This is a genomic window from Acinetobacter sp. YH12218 (assembly GCF_013417925.1).
In the GTDB taxonomy this organism is placed as follows: domain Bacteria; phylum Pseudomonadota; class Gammaproteobacteria; order Pseudomonadales; family Moraxellaceae; genus Acinetobacter; species Acinetobacter amyesii.
In genome coordinates this window covers 1-16,117 of record NZ_VPDB01000067.1, presented here as the reverse complement: position 1 = coordinate 16,117, position 16,117 = coordinate 1, and the positions used below count along the sequence as shown (strand labels likewise).

19 protein-coding genes are annotated in these 16,117 nt (G+C 43.3%); 10 read left to right on the top strand and 9 right to left on the bottom strand.

Annotation, left to right across the window (positions count from 1 at the left end; genetic code table 11):
* The 9 genes from FTV03_RS14530 to FTV03_RS14490 all read left to right on the top strand — a co-directional run.
* Positions 1-786: ISNCY family transposase (locus tag FTV03_RS14530; protein ID WP_180041936.1), on the top strand; the 786-nt coding region annotated here is incomplete at its 5' end.
* A gap of 218 nt (positions 787-1,004) precedes the next feature.
* The gene (locus FTV03_RS14525; protein ID WP_180041942.1) at positions 1,005-1,316 is read left to right on the top strand and encodes a BrnT family toxin; all 312 of its coding nucleotides are present in this window, start codon (positions 1,005-1,007) and stop codon (positions 1,314-1,316) included.
* Positions 1,279-1,593, top strand: coding sequence for a BrnA antitoxin family protein (locus FTV03_RS14520; RefSeq protein WP_180041934.1), 315 nt, complete (start codon positions 1,279-1,281; stop codon positions 1,591-1,593). Before FTV03_RS14525 ends, FTV03_RS14520 begins: the two co-directional genes overlap by 38 nt.
* Before the next feature lie 124 nt (positions 1,594-1,717).
* The gene (locus FTV03_RS14515; RefSeq protein ID WP_180041932.1) at positions 1,718-2,140 is read left to right on the top strand and encodes a hypothetical protein; all 423 of its coding nucleotides are present in this window, start codon (positions 1,718-1,720) and stop codon (positions 2,138-2,140) included.
* A 2-nt stretch (positions 2,141-2,142) separates the two neighbouring features.
* Positions 2,143-3,693 (top strand): nuclease-related domain-containing protein, encoded by a 1,551-nt coding sequence (locus FTV03_RS14510; RefSeq protein WP_180041930.1) that lies wholly within the window; start codon positions 2,143-2,145, stop codon positions 3,691-3,693.
* A gap of 140 nt (positions 3,694-3,833) precedes the next feature.
* A complete protein-coding gene (locus tag FTV03_RS14505; RefSeq protein WP_257220807.1) occupies positions 3,834-4,400 on the top strand; it encodes a LysR substrate-binding domain-containing protein in 567 nt (188 codons plus the stop codon).
* 118 nt (positions 4,401-4,518) lie between these two features.
* A complete protein-coding gene (locus tag FTV03_RS14500) occupies positions 4,519-5,091 on the top strand; it encodes a nuclear transport factor 2 family protein (protein WP_180041940.1) in 573 nt (190 codons plus the stop codon).
* Positions 5,067-5,567 (top strand): chalcone isomerase family protein, encoded by a 501-nt coding sequence (locus FTV03_RS14495; protein ID WP_180041928.1) that lies wholly within the window; start codon positions 5,067-5,069, stop codon positions 5,565-5,567. Before FTV03_RS14500 ends, FTV03_RS14495 begins: the two co-directional genes overlap by 25 nt.
* A gap of 11 nt (positions 5,568-5,578) precedes the next feature.
* Positions 5,579-6,271, top strand: coding sequence for a response regulator transcription factor (locus tag FTV03_RS14490; RefSeq protein WP_005177281.1), 693 nt, complete (start codon positions 5,579-5,581; stop codon positions 6,269-6,271).
* On the opposite strand, the gene FTV03_RS14485 is transcribed toward FTV03_RS14490, so the two are convergent.
* The 8 genes from FTV03_RS14485 to FTV03_RS14450 all read right to left on the bottom strand — a co-directional run bounded on the left by FTV03_RS14485 (position 6,268) and on the right by FTV03_RS14450 (position 14,437).
* Positions 6,268-7,581: a HAMP domain-containing sensor histidine kinase gene (locus tag FTV03_RS14485; RefSeq protein WP_218950662.1), complete on the bottom strand. Its 1,314-nt coding sequence runs from the start codon at positions 7,579-7,581 to the stop codon at positions 6,268-6,270. The genes FTV03_RS14490 and FTV03_RS14485 overlap by 4 nt on opposite strands.
* Positions 7,582-7,629: 48 nt before the next feature.
* On the bottom strand, positions 7,630-8,679 hold the full coding sequence (locus tag FTV03_RS14480) for a cyclopropane-fatty-acyl-phospholipid synthase family protein (RefSeq protein ID WP_180041925.1): 1,050 nt from the start codon (positions 8,677-8,679) through the stop codon (positions 7,630-7,632).
* An 8-nt stretch (positions 8,680-8,687) separates the two neighbouring features.
* Positions 8,688-9,467 (bottom strand): DUF1295 domain-containing protein, encoded by a 780-nt coding sequence (locus FTV03_RS14475; protein ID WP_180041923.1) that lies wholly within the window; start codon positions 9,465-9,467, stop codon positions 8,688-8,690.
* 25 nt (positions 9,468-9,492) lie between these two features.
* Entirely contained in the window at positions 9,493-10,689 is a 1,197-nt protein-coding gene (locus FTV03_RS14470; protein ID WP_180041921.1) for a cyclopropane-fatty-acyl-phospholipid synthase family protein, read from the bottom strand.
* Complete coding sequence (locus FTV03_RS14465; protein ID WP_180041938.1) at positions 10,686-11,480, bottom strand: DUF1365 domain-containing protein; 795 nt, start codon at positions 11,478-11,480, stop codon at positions 10,686-10,688. The genes FTV03_RS14470 and FTV03_RS14465 overlap by 4 nt, the downstream gene beginning before the upstream one ends.
* Before the next feature lie 9 nt (positions 11,481-11,489).
* Positions 11,490-12,773 (bottom strand): NAD(P)/FAD-dependent oxidoreductase, encoded by a 1,284-nt coding sequence (locus tag FTV03_RS14460; RefSeq protein WP_180041919.1) that lies wholly within the window; start codon positions 12,771-12,773, stop codon positions 11,490-11,492.
* Positions 12,770-13,756, bottom strand: coding sequence for an acyl-CoA desaturase (locus tag FTV03_RS14455; RefSeq protein WP_180041917.1), 987 nt, complete (start codon positions 13,754-13,756; stop codon positions 12,770-12,772). The genes FTV03_RS14460 and FTV03_RS14455 overlap by 4 nt, the downstream gene beginning before the upstream one ends.
* Before the next feature lie 135 nt (positions 13,757-13,891).
* Complete coding sequence (locus FTV03_RS14450; RefSeq protein WP_180041915.1) at positions 13,892-14,437, bottom strand: lipocalin family protein; 546 nt, start codon at positions 14,435-14,437, stop codon at positions 13,892-13,894.
* Positions 14,438-14,918: 481 nt separating this feature from the next.
* Between FTV03_RS14450 and FTV03_RS14445 the strand changes: the two genes are divergently transcribed.
* Positions 14,919-15,134 carry a cold-shock protein gene (locus tag FTV03_RS14445; protein WP_125281447.1) on the top strand — a complete coding sequence of 72 codons (216 nt, stop codon included), beginning with the start codon at positions 14,919-14,921 and terminating at the stop codon, positions 15,132-15,134.
* A 106-nt stretch (positions 15,135-15,240) separates the two neighbouring features.
* Here FTV03_RS14445 and FTV03_RS14440 read toward each other — a convergent pair.
* On the bottom strand, positions 15,241-16,117 hold an 877-nt coding region (locus tag FTV03_RS14440; protein WP_180041913.1), incomplete at its 5' end, for an IS5 family transposase.

The window sequence follows — 16,117 nt, the reverse complement described above, 5'->3', positions numbered from 1 at the left end:
TTTGACTATATGATTTCAACACGTTTATATGTCGAACAGCACGGTAAGCCTTTAGCGTTTTACAGCGACAAACATTCAGTCTTTAGAGTGAATCAAAGCAGCAAGAAAGACACCAAGATTACCCAGTTTGGACGTGTACTCAGCACCCTGAATATCGATATCATCTTCGCCAATTCACCGCAGGCCAAAGGCCGTGTAGAACGGGCCAACAGAACCCTTCAGGACCGTCTGATCAAGGAGATGCGCCTGAAAGGCATCTGTTCGATTGAGCAAGCGAATGCCTGGCTACCCTGCTTCATTGAGCAGTTCAATCAGAAGTTTGCAAAGATGGCTTTTAATCCTAAGAATCTACATCGGCCTATCAATGAAATAGCCGAAGAGTTAGATGATATTTTTATTTGGCGTGAACCCCGCAGAGTCACGAATAGCCTGACGATTACTTATGATAAATGCGTATATATCTTGGAAAACACCGAAGAAAATCAGAGGTTGATCGGTAAGTATCTTGAGTTCCTGGAATACCCGGATGGTACTATAGCCATCATGCATAATAGCCGAAAGATCAATTACAGCCTCTTCGATAAATTAAGTCAGCTGAATCAGCGAGAGATTGTTGAGAATAAACGGTTGAGTGCTGTTCTGAATCATATCCAACAACAGCATGAAGAACTGGAACAGCAAAACAAACGTAATCGTTCTCAAAAGATGCCAAGCAGACGTGCACAGAAAACAGCGATTGAACAACGAAATCTAAATCCTGTGCTTGACTTGGAAATGTCCATATAGGACATTTCTACTTGGGAATAACATATTTTTTAAATATCCTTGTTTTTCATATAGTTAAATTTTTTCATCCCCCTGAAAAACAATAAAAAACCGACTTGGAAACAAGTCGGTTTCTTTTTAACCAGTTTTGATAGTTTTTGCCAACAAAAATTAGATAAATTTTGCAAAATTTACAATTTTGTATTAACATTTTTATATTAACGAAAAGCGATGCAACTATAAAAATTGAGTTTTCATGGGATGAGTATAAAGCTGAAACAAATCTCAAAAAACATGGTGTGGCTTTTGAAGATGCGACATTGGTTTTTTACGATGCTCATGCCTTATATAAACAGGATCGCTTTGAAAATGGTGAATATCGCTGGCAAGCGATAGGTATGGTACATGGGCAGGCTGTTTTATTGGTGGCCCACACAGTAGAAGACCATAATGGGATAGATCAGATCCGCATTATCTCAGCACGACAGGCAGAGAAAAAAGAGAGGAAACAGTATGAGCAAAACCGTTACTTACAAAATGGATTTGAATAATCCTCCTGTTTTGTCTGAAGAACAAAAGGCAAGACTTGAAGCACTTGATAAGCGACCAGAAAGTGAAATAGATTTTTCAGACATTCCTGAACTTGATGAAAGTTTCTGGAAAAATGCTGTACAGAATCCCTTTTACAAGCCGACTAAACAAGTAACTACGGTTCGTATTGATGCAGATGTCATGCAATGGCTAAAGGCCCAAGGTAAAGGCTATCAGACAAGAATGAATAAGATTCTGCGTGATGCCATGCTGAATGAAATGAAGAATCATCCATAAAAAATGGGAGTCTTAACTCCCATTTTTTAGCTTTTTAACTTCTAACATACAGTCTTTAAACCAAAACTGCTCGTATCTTTGAATAAGTACTTTTTTTAATCCCTAAATCATCGTTGATATTTTTATGATCAGTATTTTTGCTTTCATATTCCCAGCCATAATAACAATTGTCGGTTTTTTTATTTTGTTTAGTGGCTTGATGTACAACCAGAATAATTATTGGATTCTAGGCATTGGCGCTGCAATTTCATGCTATGGCATCTATGTAATTTATAATCAATTGAACAATCGCTATAAGCACCTTGAAGATCAAAAACTAAAGGTTGAAAAGTCTTTTGACTGGTATGTAACAACCAATCCTCAGTGCCATTTGGATTCAAAATTATCGTGTGCTCATTGTGGAAGCAAAGCCATTGTAAGTACGCCTGATCAAAGAAAACACCCTAAGCAGTTATTCTCCCCTTACAAAGCTCAAAAATATAATCGCCATTACTGCAAACATTGTGCATCTATCCTTTTTTACACTCCTATTCAGGCTGAGGTATAAGTATGACTATCCATTGTTATTTTGGTGACTACACCTCTCATAAAAATGAAAAGAAAATGCTGGATCAGTTTTTATCTCAGCTTGAGCCAGTCTACGGCGGTCAGGAAAAACGTTGGATATACGTTATCTATAACGCCATGTGGAATGGTCAAGAAGTTGACTTAGTATGTATCACGCAGAATTCGGTGATCGTCTCAGACTTTAAAAACTACTCTGGCTCATTGGTAGGTCAGGAAAACGGCGAATGGTTAATGCATACGCTGGAGGGAGAAACCATTCCAGTCAAAGGCGGTTCCCAGATCAATCCTTTTGTACAAGTTCGTAAAAACCGCTATGCAATTATGGATTGGCTAAAAACCAATAATCACTTGCAGAACGATAATATGAGCCACATGGCTGGTCTTATCATCTTCACAGAGCTATCGAAATTAAAAACCAATTTCTCGCATTCAGTGAATCTTTGGTTTCATGTTTCAGATACACCGCATATTGCAGAAACAATAGATTCAATTCGTTCTAATTCAATCAATATTGCTGAAAGTGAAGCAGAAGAAGTTGTAAAAGCATTAAACCTACAGCCTTATACTTGGACTCCTTCTGCCCCAACTGCCCCACGTTACAATCCATTTGATAGTAGTTCAAATGAAGAAGACAGCTCTAATGATTTAAGCAATAAGGTCCAGCGTAATACTGGAATAGCTTACAATCCTCAAACTGCACCATTAAGCAAAAAGAAGCACATATTTATGCCATTAGCTTGTGCTGTATTGGGATGTGCGCTTGTGGCTGGTATTGCAACTACTGGCTACACAGATATTCGTGACAAAGCAGTAGGGATACTTCTGGGCGAGGTTGATAATAGTCGAAATTCAATGATTAACTTTTTGTTTGGCACAAAATCACTGCATTTGATAAATACCAAACAAGATGCGTTAGCTTATGGAGACAATCCAGAGTCCATTACAGAATTCAATCCTAAAGAACCAATTTGGACGACCTTTCAGCTCCTAGATTTAAAGAAGAAAACGTTTTATGGATTTAAGATAGGTCAAACCACGTATCAGGAAGCAAAATCCCAGCAAATCGCAAGAAAAATTGATAACGATGTTATTGAAGGATACCCACATAAGACCTTAACCACCTTCTCCTTTTATGATGGCTCAAGGGATAGTCTTGGCATGGATAAAAAGCACAAGCAATTTCCACCCTTGCACATCTCTGGGCTACAAAATATTAGAATGTGGTTTGATGGGAAGGATAAATTAGTTGGGGTAACTGTGCTATTAAGCGATCGTGATCGTAATGCAATGGTGACTTACCTTAAGCGTTACAAAAGTCTAGGCTACACTGTAATAGATGGCTCAATTGCGAAAAATCTAGGTTCATCTTACGCAATATTGCATAAAGATGATGATTACGTTGCCCTAAAAGCTTTACGAAATATCCACATATCTATCACCCACACCAACAAAAAGACATTTGAACAGCATCGATCCAGTCTAGCAAGCAATTCAGGCATAACCTTAAATAGCGGCCATACCAAAAAACTTTAAACAAATTAAAAAAGCCTGAAATGAATTCAGGCTTTTTCTATTGAGACTTTGATCAATCAAAATTAATGTCTTGAAAGTCTGGTTAGCACTTTAAAAATTAATCTTAAAATTAGTGGTATGAGCATCAAAACAATAGTTTTATGGCAAATTGGCTGATTCCTCGATTAGAAAAGCTCGAAGTCATTTATCCCAATATCCATATAAAATTAATGACATGTAATGATTTAAAATTGTTAGAAAAAGAGAAAGTTGACATATTTATCAATAGCATCAGTGAGCATCATCTACTTCCCAACTTTTTGAATAAATATCTGTTATTTCCCGATAACATGGGTCCTATTTGTCATCGTGAAATAAATCCTCTTCATTCCGTAAATGATCTTTTAAACTATCCATTACTTCATACCCACTCAAATAAAAGTGCATGGCATACATGGTTTGATCAGTTTCAAATAAGCTTTTCCCCAAAATCCAATGACCGTTATTTTGATAGTCTGAATTTAATGATAGAAGCTGCCGTGTCTGGGTTAGGAATTGCCATAACACCTCAAATTTTAGTAGAAAAAGAAATGTTAAATGGAAAGATCATTGCCCCTTTTGGTTTTATCTATTGTGACTATAATTTTTATGCAATGGTCAGAAAAAATAACGAAAATCGTGATGTTATGAATATCATTGATTGGTTAATGGCCGAAGAAAAAAGTTAAACATTTAATCTTTGATTTGAAAAGTTCTATTCAATTGCTCATTTATAACGTCTATTTCACATTCTGTTCACGCTGTGCTGCCTAAGGTATAAACATACACTTCATACGGACACTGATGATGAGACTTGTAAAAACACTAATTGCTACAGCCTTATCCTTGCCGCTTCTGTTGTTAGCCGGATGTAAAAGTATTCCCAGTTATTCAGCCGATTATGCCCAATCCAGAAACGGTATTCAGGGGATAGCGCTGGATCAGACTAAAGCTCAGGATATCGGCCTCCGCTTTACCTCAGCCTTTAATACCTTGGGCACACCGGAATTTGTGGAAAGAGCCGGATCGCTGTATGCTAACCAGCTGTTTATTAACGATACCCTATCGCAATTTTCATCCCGTCAAAATCTGCTGGAGCACTTTCAAGGCATGAACAAACGGGTCAGCAAGGTCAGCGTCAAGCTGTTAAACACTTCTTATCATCAGGACTCTGCCTATGTGCACTGGCATATGGCCTATGATTTTAAAATGTTCGGCACGACCCGCAGTATGGACTCTTACGGTATCAGTGAAATCAAGATCAACGAAAACAACAAGATTATTTTCCAGCAGGATTTCTGGGACCCTGCGAACGGCCTGTACCGTTCCCTGCCTTATGTTGGAGGGGTCTACTCATGGCTACTGCCTTTCAAAAAATAGCGATCAGCACGGCGTTAGTGATGGAATGTAGCTTCAGTCCATGGGCACAGGCACAAAGCCTGAATCAATGCGGCAATGGTCCGCTGATGGTGGGTCAAAAACAGGTCGGTATGGCCAGTTATTTTGCCCAAAACTGTAGCCAATCCTGGGAAAAACAAAATATACAGATGGACTTTTCCTATACACAGAATATTCCGGAATGGGCATTTAAGCGTGCGGCCACACATTTACTGAAACGTAATGTTAAAGACGCAAAAATACATGCTCTATTCAACCCAATCACCGACTTGTATCGTCCGGTCAGATCAGGCGACCTATACCGTTTAAAATACAACCATGCTACACAGACCCTGAGCTTATCCTTGAACCAGCAAGGTTTAGGGCAGCTTAAACATCCTCTGGCACAACAATATTTTAATATATGGCTGGGTCCCCAGCCATTTAGTGCTAAATTAAAACAGCAATTATTAAATTAGTATCTGCCGCTATGTCGAAACATTTTATCCTGATGGTTGAAGACCATTATGAACTGGCCTCTACCCTATGCGAGTTTCTGGAAGAACATGGCTTTGTGGTCGATCATGCCCGCAATCTGAGTGCTGCTAGACAATTACTGAAACAGCAACGCTACCATATCTTGCTACTAGACATTAATTTGCCTGATGGTTCTGGTTATGAATTGTGCGAGTGGTTACGCAATGAAGAGGGGTTGGACTTACCTGTCTTGATGCTTACCGCTCGGGATACCTTGGATGACAAACTTAAAGGCTTCAATTCCGGCACGGATGATTATCTGGTCAAGCCCTTTGACTTTAACGAGCTAGTGGTTCGGGTCAAGGCCCTGATCAAACGTTCCCTGGGTGAAGTATCTAGCAGTCGTCTGCAAATTCATGACCTAATTTTGGACCCAGCAACACAACAGCTAACTCGAGCTGGGCAGAACATTGAATTGCCTCCGATTCAGTTTAAACTTTTGAAGCTACTAATGCGACATTCTCCTAAAGTACTGACCAAACAGGAAATTATGATGCAGCTTTGGGGTGACGAAGAGCCAGAAAGTGATGCTCTGCGCAGTCATATCTATAATTTACGCAAAATGGTCGATAAACCCTTTGAACAAAAGCTGATTCACACCATATCTGGGATTGGTTTAAAGATTGCTTTCGAAGATGAAGCCTAATTTAGGTACACAACAACAATCAGTCCAGTGGTCATTGCCAGGTCAACATTCTGATGGGTGACAATATAATATTGCCTGTCAAACAGCTCCACACGCCAACCTAGCTGTTTGCATAGCTTTTGCACCAATTGCAATCCAATGCCATGCCCTTTGATTTCCAGTTGTAGCTGCTGGCCAGACAGTTCCTGAACCTTAGAATTGTTAGGTAAAGGCATGCCGACCCCATTGTCAGCAATCAGCACTTTATTTTTTTCCAGAATCACATCAATTTCTGTGCCCTGTGAATAGTTCAGTGCATTGCGCAGAATATTACCAAACACCATTTTGGTCATGGATGGATAAAGTTTACGCGGCTGTTCATCGAGGTCTTTTTGCAGGTCAATCTGCATGCCTTTGTTATGACTGACACTCTCTAGATCCTGCACCAGATTGTCCAGACATTCTGAAAGCATGGTCGGTTCAGCAGTTAAAGTATTGGTGGTATTGCGGGCAATAGCCAGCAAGGTATCCACCAGCAGCTGCATGTCTTCAATGGTGTTATGCAGGCGGGTAAAGGACTTGTTGTCGCCATAGCGTGCCTGACACAGCTGCACATTGCCTTTTAAAATGGTCAGTGGCGTGCGCAGCTCATGGCTGACATCTCCGGTAAATTCACGCTCACGCTGAATAAATTCGCTTAATACCTGATGATATTTTTCCAGCGCCTGCTTGAGGTATTCAGCTTCCAGATTGGAGTCGGTGCGGATGTCCTGAAAAGGCGAAGCCTGATTTTTCTGATGTTCCCAGTCAATATGCTCCAGCGCATTAGCAAGACGGGTAATCGGGGAAAAATAGCGCCGGGCCCGACGGTTCCACCACCACAGCACGCTATACAGCACAAACAAGCTGACCATCAGCGGTGCCAGACCAAACAGCCACACCAGCTTGTTGACGTTGCTTTCGCCAAAGACCAGCAGCACATGCTGTCCGTCTTTTTCACCATACACGGTCATGCGCTCTTTGCCATCGACAAAATGCCGGTTCACCCCTTGCTCAAGCTGTATGTGGCGAAATTGGACTGGCGGTGCATCGCTCCAGCGATAACCATACAAGTTTTTGGTATCGGGCAGTTCAGCAGCCGGATTACGTTCCAGCCGCTGCCAGTAGTGTGACATTTCCTGTTCTAGCGCCGTTCTGAGCAAAGAACCTTTAATCACCCAGGCACTGAAGCCAATCCCGATCACCACAGACAGGGCAATGAATCCGATTTGCAGCCAGTAATAGCGGTTAAACACCTCACCTAGAGGATGATCGTGTTTGTCCCTGAACAGCTTTAACATTGGTGCATTCCCCGCTACCCCATCCGATTCGCCATTCAATTATACGGTTTTCTTTTTAAACAGAAAGTGACCGATCACCCACTCGCGTCCATGCTCATAACCGAACAGCTCGGCACAGGCCATAAAGAAAATCCGCCAGCGCTGCCACCAGATTGCGGCATCCGCGCCATAAGTTTTTTCAAATAAGGGTTTTAGCTCGGCCTGTTTACCATCCATATTTTCTAGCCAAGCATTTGCGGTACGTTCATACTGCGTACCCGCCCATTGCCAGTGCTGTTCTAGCTGTAAATGCTGCTGAAAATGTAGAAAGGTAGACGCTGCCGGCATCAGTCCGCCACTAAAGAAATATCTCGACATCCAGTCGAATTCATTTTTCACTTCAAACGGATAATGCAGGAAACGGTGACAGAAAATATGGCACCAGAGCAGACCATCCGCTTTCAGCCAGCTGCTGATATTTTCAAACAGTTTCTGGTAGTTGCGCACATGTTCAAACATTTCCACCGAAACCACGCGGTCAAAGGACGCGGGTTCCAGTTGCAGCACATTGACGTCGCAGGTGATCACCGTCAGGTTCTGCAGTTTTTTCAGATGCGCCTGTTCCTGAATATACAGGCGCTGGGTCGAGGAGTTCGACACCACCGTGATTCGGGCTTTGGGATAATGCTCGGCCATATACAGACTCAACGATCCCCAGCCACAGCCAATTTCCAGAATTTCCTGTCCATCTTTTAACTGTGCACGCTGGCAATAGCTGGCAAGTGCCGCTTCTTCCGCCTGATCCAGCGTGGTATGAGTATGTTCAAACAGGCTAGCGCTATATTTCAAACGCTTACCGAGTACTGCCTGAAAAAATGCGGTCGGCAGTTCATAATGCTGCTCATTGGCTTTGTCTGTCTCAATGGCAATTTCGCTGTTTTTCAGCATGGTCAGCACATCCATATAGCGCTGCGCTGCCAATGCGGGGTCAAACCGACCTTCTTGTGCCAAACGTTTTTTGCTTAGGCTGCGAATGCCCGCGCGAATCACTGGGTCTGGCACCTTGCCATTTTCGATCAGTTCTAAGGTTTTTTGAATCATAAAGTCCATGTATTTACCTACTGTTTGGGTGGCCACGGAATAAACATTGAAGTTCGTCGTTGATAGTCTTTATAGTTGTCACCACGGTGGGCGAGCGCCTGTTTTTCACTAAATGGAATACCTGTAAAGTAGTACAGGAATAGCCACATCAGCAGTGGATAAATCCATAATTCATAGCATCCTGCTGCCAGACCGAGCACTGGATAGGCAAACCAATGCAGCCATTCAAAAAAATAATTCGGATGGCGCGAATATTTCCACAAGCCCTGATCCATGGTTTTACCTTGATTCTGTGGATCTAGCTTAAAACGGTAAAGTTGCTGATCGGCAGTGCTTTCGCCTATCAAAGCGGATAGCATGATCATGCCCGCCACAATCACAGTGACCAAAGTCCAGTCATTCCATTGCTCGGTCGAGATACTTAACAGCTTCAGCATTGGGTAAGAAAACAGTAGAGCCAATCCTGCCTGAAATATAAAAAACACCAGAAAACCAAGATGCTGATACTCCCCCATCGCTCGGCGCATGTTGGCATAACGCGTGTCTTCTTGGGTTTCACTGGCATAGCGCCGTAACAGATGCCAAGTCAGCCGTGAAAACCAGATCCCACTCGCCAGTCCCAGAAATAAGCGAACCAACATCGGTGCACTGTCAATCGCCCAAGCGGCAATAATCACATTGAGGGCAATACTGAAACTCCAAGCGACATCGACCAGCCCTGCTCTGCGGTTATAGGTCACCAACACCCAGCTACAGAGCATGATAAAGACATTCAGCATCAGTAAATTCAGCAGCATTTCGGCCCTCCTGTTTTATCTTGGCTTAGTAGGCACTTGCTTCGAACAGCAGATGTACATCACTGATCACGCCTTCACGGAAGCCACCTTCGCAATAACACAGATAAAAATCCCACATGCGGATAAAACGCTCATCAAAACCAAGCCCAAGTACCTGATCATGCTGCTGCAAGAAACGCTGACGCCAGCAGTGCAAGGTCTGGGCATAGCTCTGGCCGATATCTTCCAGATGTTTGAGTCGCAGTTTTTGTTCGGAAGCGGTCTGGGTCATGACACTGATACAGGGAATAAAACTGCCCGGGAAAATATAGCGCTTGATATAGTCCACGGTATTCAGGGCTTTGGCATAGCGTGCATCTTCAATGGTGATGGCCTGAATCAGGGCCAGACCATTCGGCTTGAGGAGCTCGCGGCATTTCTGGAAATAGGTGGATAAATACTGCTCACCTACGGCCTCGATCATTTCAATCGACACCAGCTTGTCGTATTTGCCTTCCAGTAAGCGGTAATCTTTCAGCTGCACAGTCACACGATGTGACAGTCCGGCTGCAGCAACTCGGGCGAGTGCTTCATCGTACTGAGCTTTGGAAATGGTAATGGTAGTCACCCTACAGCCATAATGCTGAGCCGCATAAATGGCAAAGCCTCCCCAGCCGCTGCCAATTTCAACCAAATGGTCCATCGGTTGCAATTGAAGTTTTTGGCAGATCAGTTCTTTTTTATAATCTGAAGCTTGTTCCAAGCTCATACAGGGTTCTTTAAACACCGCACTGGAATACATCATGCTGTAATCCAGGAATAGCTTGAAAAAGTCATTACTCAGGTCATAATGCTCGGCAATATTTTTGCGGCTGCCATCAATCGAATTCTTGCGCGATTTATACCAGACCTTTAACAGTAACTGGCTGGCTTTGGCCACTGCATTCTGATTCATTTGGTCCAGCACATCGCGGTTACGTGCCAAAATGCGGATCACATCGACCAGATCTTCACTGCTCCAGTAGCCACGGATAAAACCTTCGGCAGCACCCAGTACACCATTACGGAACAGCAGATCCATCAGACGAACATCATGCACCTGTATCACCGCCTGTAAATCGCTATTTTCCCCGACAGCCCCGTTCCAGACGCCTTTAAAAATTAGCTGACCATGGCGTAATTTCAGCAGGTGGCGAAGTACCATCGGCAGTGTGCTTTGCTCTCCCATGAATAGTGTCTTCATCGCAATGTGTTTCCTTTTTCTTTTTTAGGATGTCGGTAAAATGGAACTTTCTTTTTCCATAAACGAAAGGCGTGCAGATAAATTCCGCTGACCATCCTGAAGGGTTCAAGAACTTTGAGTACAGCATAGCGATGCTGCTGTGAAGGAACCGTGATGGCCTGCAAGGAAAATTTCAGGGTGGCATCGAATTGCAAGATTCCCTGCTCAAACAGCTGCATATGAATCACGTTCTGCCGATCCGAAAAGCTGAAGCGCCAGCGATAATCCAGCCCCATCGGCATGAACGGCGACACATGAAAGGCCTTTTTAAAGTCAAACTGGTGACTCTGGTACGGCGCATATTCGTCTGGATTGTTCCGGCAATCGTGAATGTAGACCTGTCGTTCATTCCACGGTGTGTTGGTGATTTCACTCAGCACAAAGAGCAACTGGTCGGTGGCACCAAAGACCAGATAAAACACTACGGAATTAAAACGAAAGCCGAGTGTTCGTGGCAAAGCTAGCACCCGGATAGACGCGGCATGCGGTAACAGATAGTTTTCCCGCTTGATCAGCAGGCGTGCAATCTTCTGCCGAATCGAGCCACATTCCATAGTCAGAAAATCGCGCTCATCTAGGGTCAGGAAATTCCAGCGGTTAGATGACCACAGCCAGGATTTTCCGGTAAACGTCGCGAGTTGATCTGGATCAAACCATAGATAGCTCAGCTGGGTTCTAAAAGCATGGGCTTGGGGCAAATAACGTCGATGCCGGATTTCAGCAGTGGCAATCGCCAGTGGATACATCTGCATCATGCGCTCCTAGGCTGCCTGTTCAGCCTGTTTTAATAGCTGATCGATTACCCATAATGCGCTACGCGCCCCATCCTCATGAAAGCCCCAACCCCAGTAAGCTCCACAATATGAGGTGCGGTTTTGGCCGTTGACCTCGGCCCAGCGTTGCTGTGCTTCAATCGCCGGGGCATCGAACACCGGATGACGGTAATGTCGTTCTACCCAGACTTTTTTTGGATTCAGGGCAAAATTAGGATTCAGGGTGGCAAAGACCTGGGTTTTGCAGTTCAGGTTCTGCAACTGGTTCATCCAGTAGCTAAAGCCATAATGTGTGCCACTGTGCTGGAATGGCGTCTGTTCAGTGACCTGAGTCGGCGTGACGTGTACATGCCAGCTGGCCCACTGGCGACGGGATTTGGGCATGATAGAGGTATCGGAATGTACCACCATGCGGTTATCCTGATAGCGGAACTTGCCTAGCACGTCCAGCTCCTGCGCGGTCGGGTCTTTCAGCAGTTTCAGGCTGTCATCGGCGTGGCTGGCGAAAATCACCCAGTCAAAACGCTCGCTGCCCTGTTGGGTTTCAATCAGCACATCATTGGCACTGCGAGACACCTGATGCACAGCAGTTTTACGAAGCGTGATATTGCACTGGGCCTGAATGGCACGGACGTAGCGAGCTGATCCACCCTTGACCGTCAGCCATAAAGGACGGTCTTTGAGCTGCAACATGCGATGATGCTGGAAAAAGCTCACCACAAACTTATACGGAATCTGTCCGGCCTGTTCCACCGGGCAGGACCACAGCGCCCCGCACATCGGATAGAGATGTTCCTGACGGAAGGCTTCGGAATAGCCATGCTGATCCAGATACTCATCTATACTGAGCTGTGCATCGACATGCTCGACATCCAGATCTTTATTGGCGGCATAGAAGCGGAACAGATCCGACAACATCGCGCGAAAATCTGCATTAAAAAAGTTTTGAGGTCGGAACAATAACGAGAATTTTTTTGAAGGATTGTACTGTAAGCCAGTGACCTGATTATTCACCGAAAAGCCCATGTCACTGCTTTGCGATTGAATGCCAAGTTCTTTTAGCATGGCGCAGAACAGCGGATAGTTATGCTCATTAAAGACAATAAAGCCACTGTCCACCGCAACCTGTTCACCATCGATATTCAGCTGATGGGTATCGGTATGACCACCAAAGTAGTTATTCTTTTCAAAGACTGTGACTTCATGCGCTTTGCTGAGTTTCCAGGCAGCATACAGACCGGAAATACCTGAACCAATAATTGCAATTTTCATGGTGATTCCTTTGAATGAATAGTCGGAGTGCCGGTCTTGGCAGCTTTTTTCTGTTTTCGAGCCCGGGCAATTTTACTGACGTCATAGACACGTGCCGGAATGGGCTTGAGTCCCCAGACCAGCCCGAACAAAGACATGAGTTTCAGCAGGTAATAGGTCACATCAATCTGCCACCAGTAAAAACCCTGCCGGGTACTGCCGGCATAATAATGGTGATTGTTGTGCCAGCCTTCGCCCAAGGTAATGATCGACAGGAATAAATTGTTGCGGCTGTGATCATCCGTGTCAAAATCTCGGCTGCCATAATGATGCGCCAGTGAATTGATACACAAGGTGGCATGGATCAGTAACACGGTAGACACGACAAAGCCCCACACTAGCAATTGCAGGCCTGATGTACCAAGTTGCGGCCAGGTGATGGCCACCCACTCCCCGAGTACATAAATTCCGCCCGCGGTCAGCAGCACCACAATTAAACTGAAGCGGTCCAGCCAGATCAGTTCCGGATATTTCAGCCAGTCCTTGATCACTTCTTTACGCGTGGCAAAATTATATTCATTTAAAAACCAGCCGACATGGCTGTACCAAAAACCATGTGTTGAGGAGTGTGGATCTTGTAATGTATCGGTATAGCGGTGGTGATAACGGTGATGGGCCGCCCACCATAGCGGACCACGCTGTGCACTCATAGTTCCAATTAACACAAACAGGAATTGCACCGGACGCGAAGTCTGAAAAGTTTTATGTGACAGATAGCGATGAAAAAAGGCCGTAATGGAAAACATGCGGATTAGGTAGAATGCGAGCATGAAACCCAGTGCAAACCACGATACCCCCACCCAGAATACTGCCAGACAGGCCAGATGCAGTAGAATAAAGGGTAAAATTCTGAACCACTGAATTTTACTATTTTCAGCGGTCAGCGTTTCAGGCGATGTGTGTATGGACCAGCTGTCTATCCATCGCATCAGACTTTTCAACATCGACTCACCCTAATTTTTTGCAACTATATTTATTCTATTTGATGAGTTTAATCAGTCAGATATGAATTTTATGTGAAGTCAATAAAAAAAACCGAACTGTAGAGAGATTTATCAGTTCGGCAAAAGGTTAGCAGATTAATGAGGCAATTTGATAAGTTTTGTAACGTCGTAACCATAATGTTTTGCAGTGTCTATATATGACTGATAAGTTGCTTCATCGAGTTGCGGTTGACGCGATAAAATCCATAGGTATTTATTACTTGGCCCCCCTACGAGTGCCACTTTATATTCCGGGTCTGCTCGTAATACCCAGTAATGACCTTTAGTAAAGGGGATCCATCTTAAACCTTTAGGCAAAAAGCTGACCTTCAGTTTGCTGTTCCCCTGATTTTGCGAATACGCAACACCTTCAGAGCTAATTATCTCACCATTGGCAGTTCGGCAGCTATTCAATACACCGATAGTTTGATCGGCATTGACGCTATATTGTGCCGTGATATTAGCTATACATTTACGCTGAAAATACATCGGTAAATGCGCAATTTCATACCATTTACCGGCATACTTCTGTATATCTACTCGTTCAACTGCCTGAGGCGCAGCAGTTTCTGCTTGAGTCGTTGTAAAGCTGATGATAGACAGTGCTATCGCTGCAAAAGCAGACTTAAATCGCATCTTCATTTTTTAGCCTTGTTGGATCTCAGGATTAAGATAACCCAAGTCGATGTGAACAAAGTGTGAAGATTAAATGCAGGATGAATGTAGGCGAAATTTCAATCTTAAAGCCTGAGAAAATGGAGAAAATCATTTTTCTTGGATCCCCCTTTTAACGCGGTAAATTGGTTTTGCCAGATTTAATGTAGCAATATTGTCGGTAGTATTTTTTAAAAAAGTCACCTAGATCAAAATATTAACTCCCGATCCAGCCATCTTTTATAAGATAATTAAATATACATATAAGAAAAACTTGATTAATTTTATTTTTAAGGTATAGTGAGCGTAACTAGAAAAAAGTCTTGTTGCATTAAATCTCTCTTAAGTATCGTCGTTTTATTCATAATTCTTCGTTTTTTCAGATTTTAAGTTTCATTCTTTATTATTTTCAAAGTTATATGCAGTCAATAAAATGACTAAAAATTATTAAAAATCAGTAGGATTTATTATGTCAAACTCAAATGTTGTTAAAGGTACCGTTAAGTGGTTCAATGAAACTAAAGGTTTTGGTTTTATTCAACAAGAATCAGGTCCAGATGTTTTTGCGCACTTCAGTGAAATTGCCAACTCAGGTTTTAAAACCTTATTCGAAGGCCAACAGGTTGAATTTAGTATTGCTCTAGGTCAAAAAGGACCGAATGCGGTCAATATTGTTGCTATATAAGCACTAAAATACGAGTTGAAAAAGCACTACTCAGTGCTTTTTTAATTTTAAAGGGCTTTGTTGCACAAAGATTTGAAATACAAAGCCCCCCCTAATTGAGCCAAATTTAAGGCGTAACTTGGGTAAGTGGTCGACCTAATTCCGTAAATCTGTTGAGGACTGCTACACGTGCATGAATTTCATTGACTTGGCTATCAAAACTCCTTGCACTGAGTTTATCCCCCAATAATTTGATGCAATGCATCTTAGTTTCGACCAAACTTCGGCAATGATAGCCGGACCATTTTTTCCATAATGTCCTGCCTGAGAAGCACTGCTTCGCAAGATTAACCGTTCGAAGTAATTCATTTCGTGCTAGCGAGCTGATCTTTGTATCTTTCCATGGTTTCGCATTTTTTCTAGGTGGAATCACCGCATGCGCTTGCCGATCTGCAATGACCTGACGGCATTGCTTGGTGTCATAAGCTCCATCGGTATAAACAGAGTCAATCTGCTCATCTTGTGGAATCTGATCGAGTAAATCACTAAGCACTTGTGAATCACTCACATTATTTGTAGTGAGTTGAATAGCGCGTATTTGAAGGGTTTCAGCATCTATACCAATATGAAGTTTACGCCATTGGCGACGATATTCAGGTCCATGTTTCTTGCGTTTCCATTCGCCCTCACCTAGAAACTTCATGCCTGTAGAGTCTATGAGTAGATGCAGCCCATCGCTACTTTTTTGGTAGCTGATTGCAATATCAATATGCTTTTGTCTTCTACAAAGCGTACTGTAATCTGGTGCGGTCCAATTTAATCCACAAAGTTTAATCAGACTTTGCACACAGCCAGTGACCATACGTAAAGATAGACGGAATAAGGATTTAATCATTAAGCAGCATTGGATAGCTGCGTCGGAGTAGGTTTGATTTCGCCCTTGTTTGCCTTTTGATGGAGCATACCATTGCGTAGCAGGATCAAACCAAATGGCAATATTTCCG

What these genes read in the sequence shown, in the direction of transcription:
- FTV03_RS14520 (WP_180041934.1), top strand. Translation starts at nt 1,279, where the DNA reads ATGAGCAAAACCGTTACTTACAAAATGGATTTGAATAATCCTCCTGTT.
- FTV03_RS14515 (WP_180041932.1), top strand. Translation starts at nt 1,718, where the DNA reads ATGATCAGTATTTTTGCTTTCATATTCCCAGCCATAATAACAATTGTC.
- FTV03_RS14510 (WP_180041930.1), top strand. Translation starts at nt 2,143, where the DNA reads ATGACTATCCATTGTTATTTTGGTGACTACACCTCTCATAAAAATGAA.
- FTV03_RS14505 (WP_257220807.1), top strand. Translation starts at nt 3,834, where the DNA reads ATGGCAAATTGGCTGATTCCTCGATTAGAAAAGCTCGAAGTCATTTAT.
- FTV03_RS14500 (WP_180041940.1), top strand. Translation starts at nt 4,519, where the DNA reads ATGAGACTTGTAAAAACACTAATTGCTACAGCCTTATCCTTGCCGCTT.
- FTV03_RS14495 (WP_180041928.1), top strand. Translation starts at nt 5,067, where the DNA reads ATGGCTACTGCCTTTCAAAAAATAGCGATCAGCACGGCGTTAGTGATG.
- FTV03_RS14490 (WP_005177281.1), top strand. Translation starts at nt 5,579, where the DNA reads ATGTCGAAACATTTTATCCTGATGGTTGAAGACCATTATGAACTGGCC.
- FTV03_RS14480 (WP_180041925.1), bottom strand. Translation starts at nt 8,679, where the DNA reads ATGGACTTTATGATTCAAAAAACCTTAGAACTGATCGAAAATGGCAAG.
- FTV03_RS14475 (WP_180041923.1), bottom strand. Translation starts at nt 9,467, where the DNA reads ATGCTGCTGAATTTACTGATGCTGAATGTCTTTATCATGCTCTGTAGC.
- FTV03_RS14470 (WP_180041921.1), bottom strand. Translation starts at nt 10,689, where the DNA reads ATGAAGACACTATTCATGGGAGAGCAAAGCACACTGCCGATGGTACTT.
- FTV03_RS14465 (WP_180041938.1), bottom strand. Translation starts at nt 11,480, where the DNA reads ATGCAGATGTATCCACTGGCGATTGCCACTGCTGAAATCCGGCATCGA.
- FTV03_RS14460 (WP_180041919.1), bottom strand. Translation starts at nt 12,773, where the DNA reads ATGAAAATTGCAATTATTGGTTCAGGTATTTCCGGTCTGTATGCTGCC.
- FTV03_RS14455 (WP_180041917.1), bottom strand. Translation starts at nt 13,756, where the DNA reads ATGTTGAAAAGTCTGATGCGATGGATAGACAGCTGGTCCATACACACA.
- FTV03_RS14450 (WP_180041915.1), bottom strand. Translation starts at nt 14,437, where the DNA reads ATGAAGATGCGATTTAAGTCTGCTTTTGCAGCGATAGCACTGTCTATC.
- FTV03_RS14445 (WP_125281447.1), top strand. Translation starts at nt 14,919, where the DNA reads ATGTCAAACTCAAATGTTGTTAAAGGTACCGTTAAGTGGTTCAATGAA.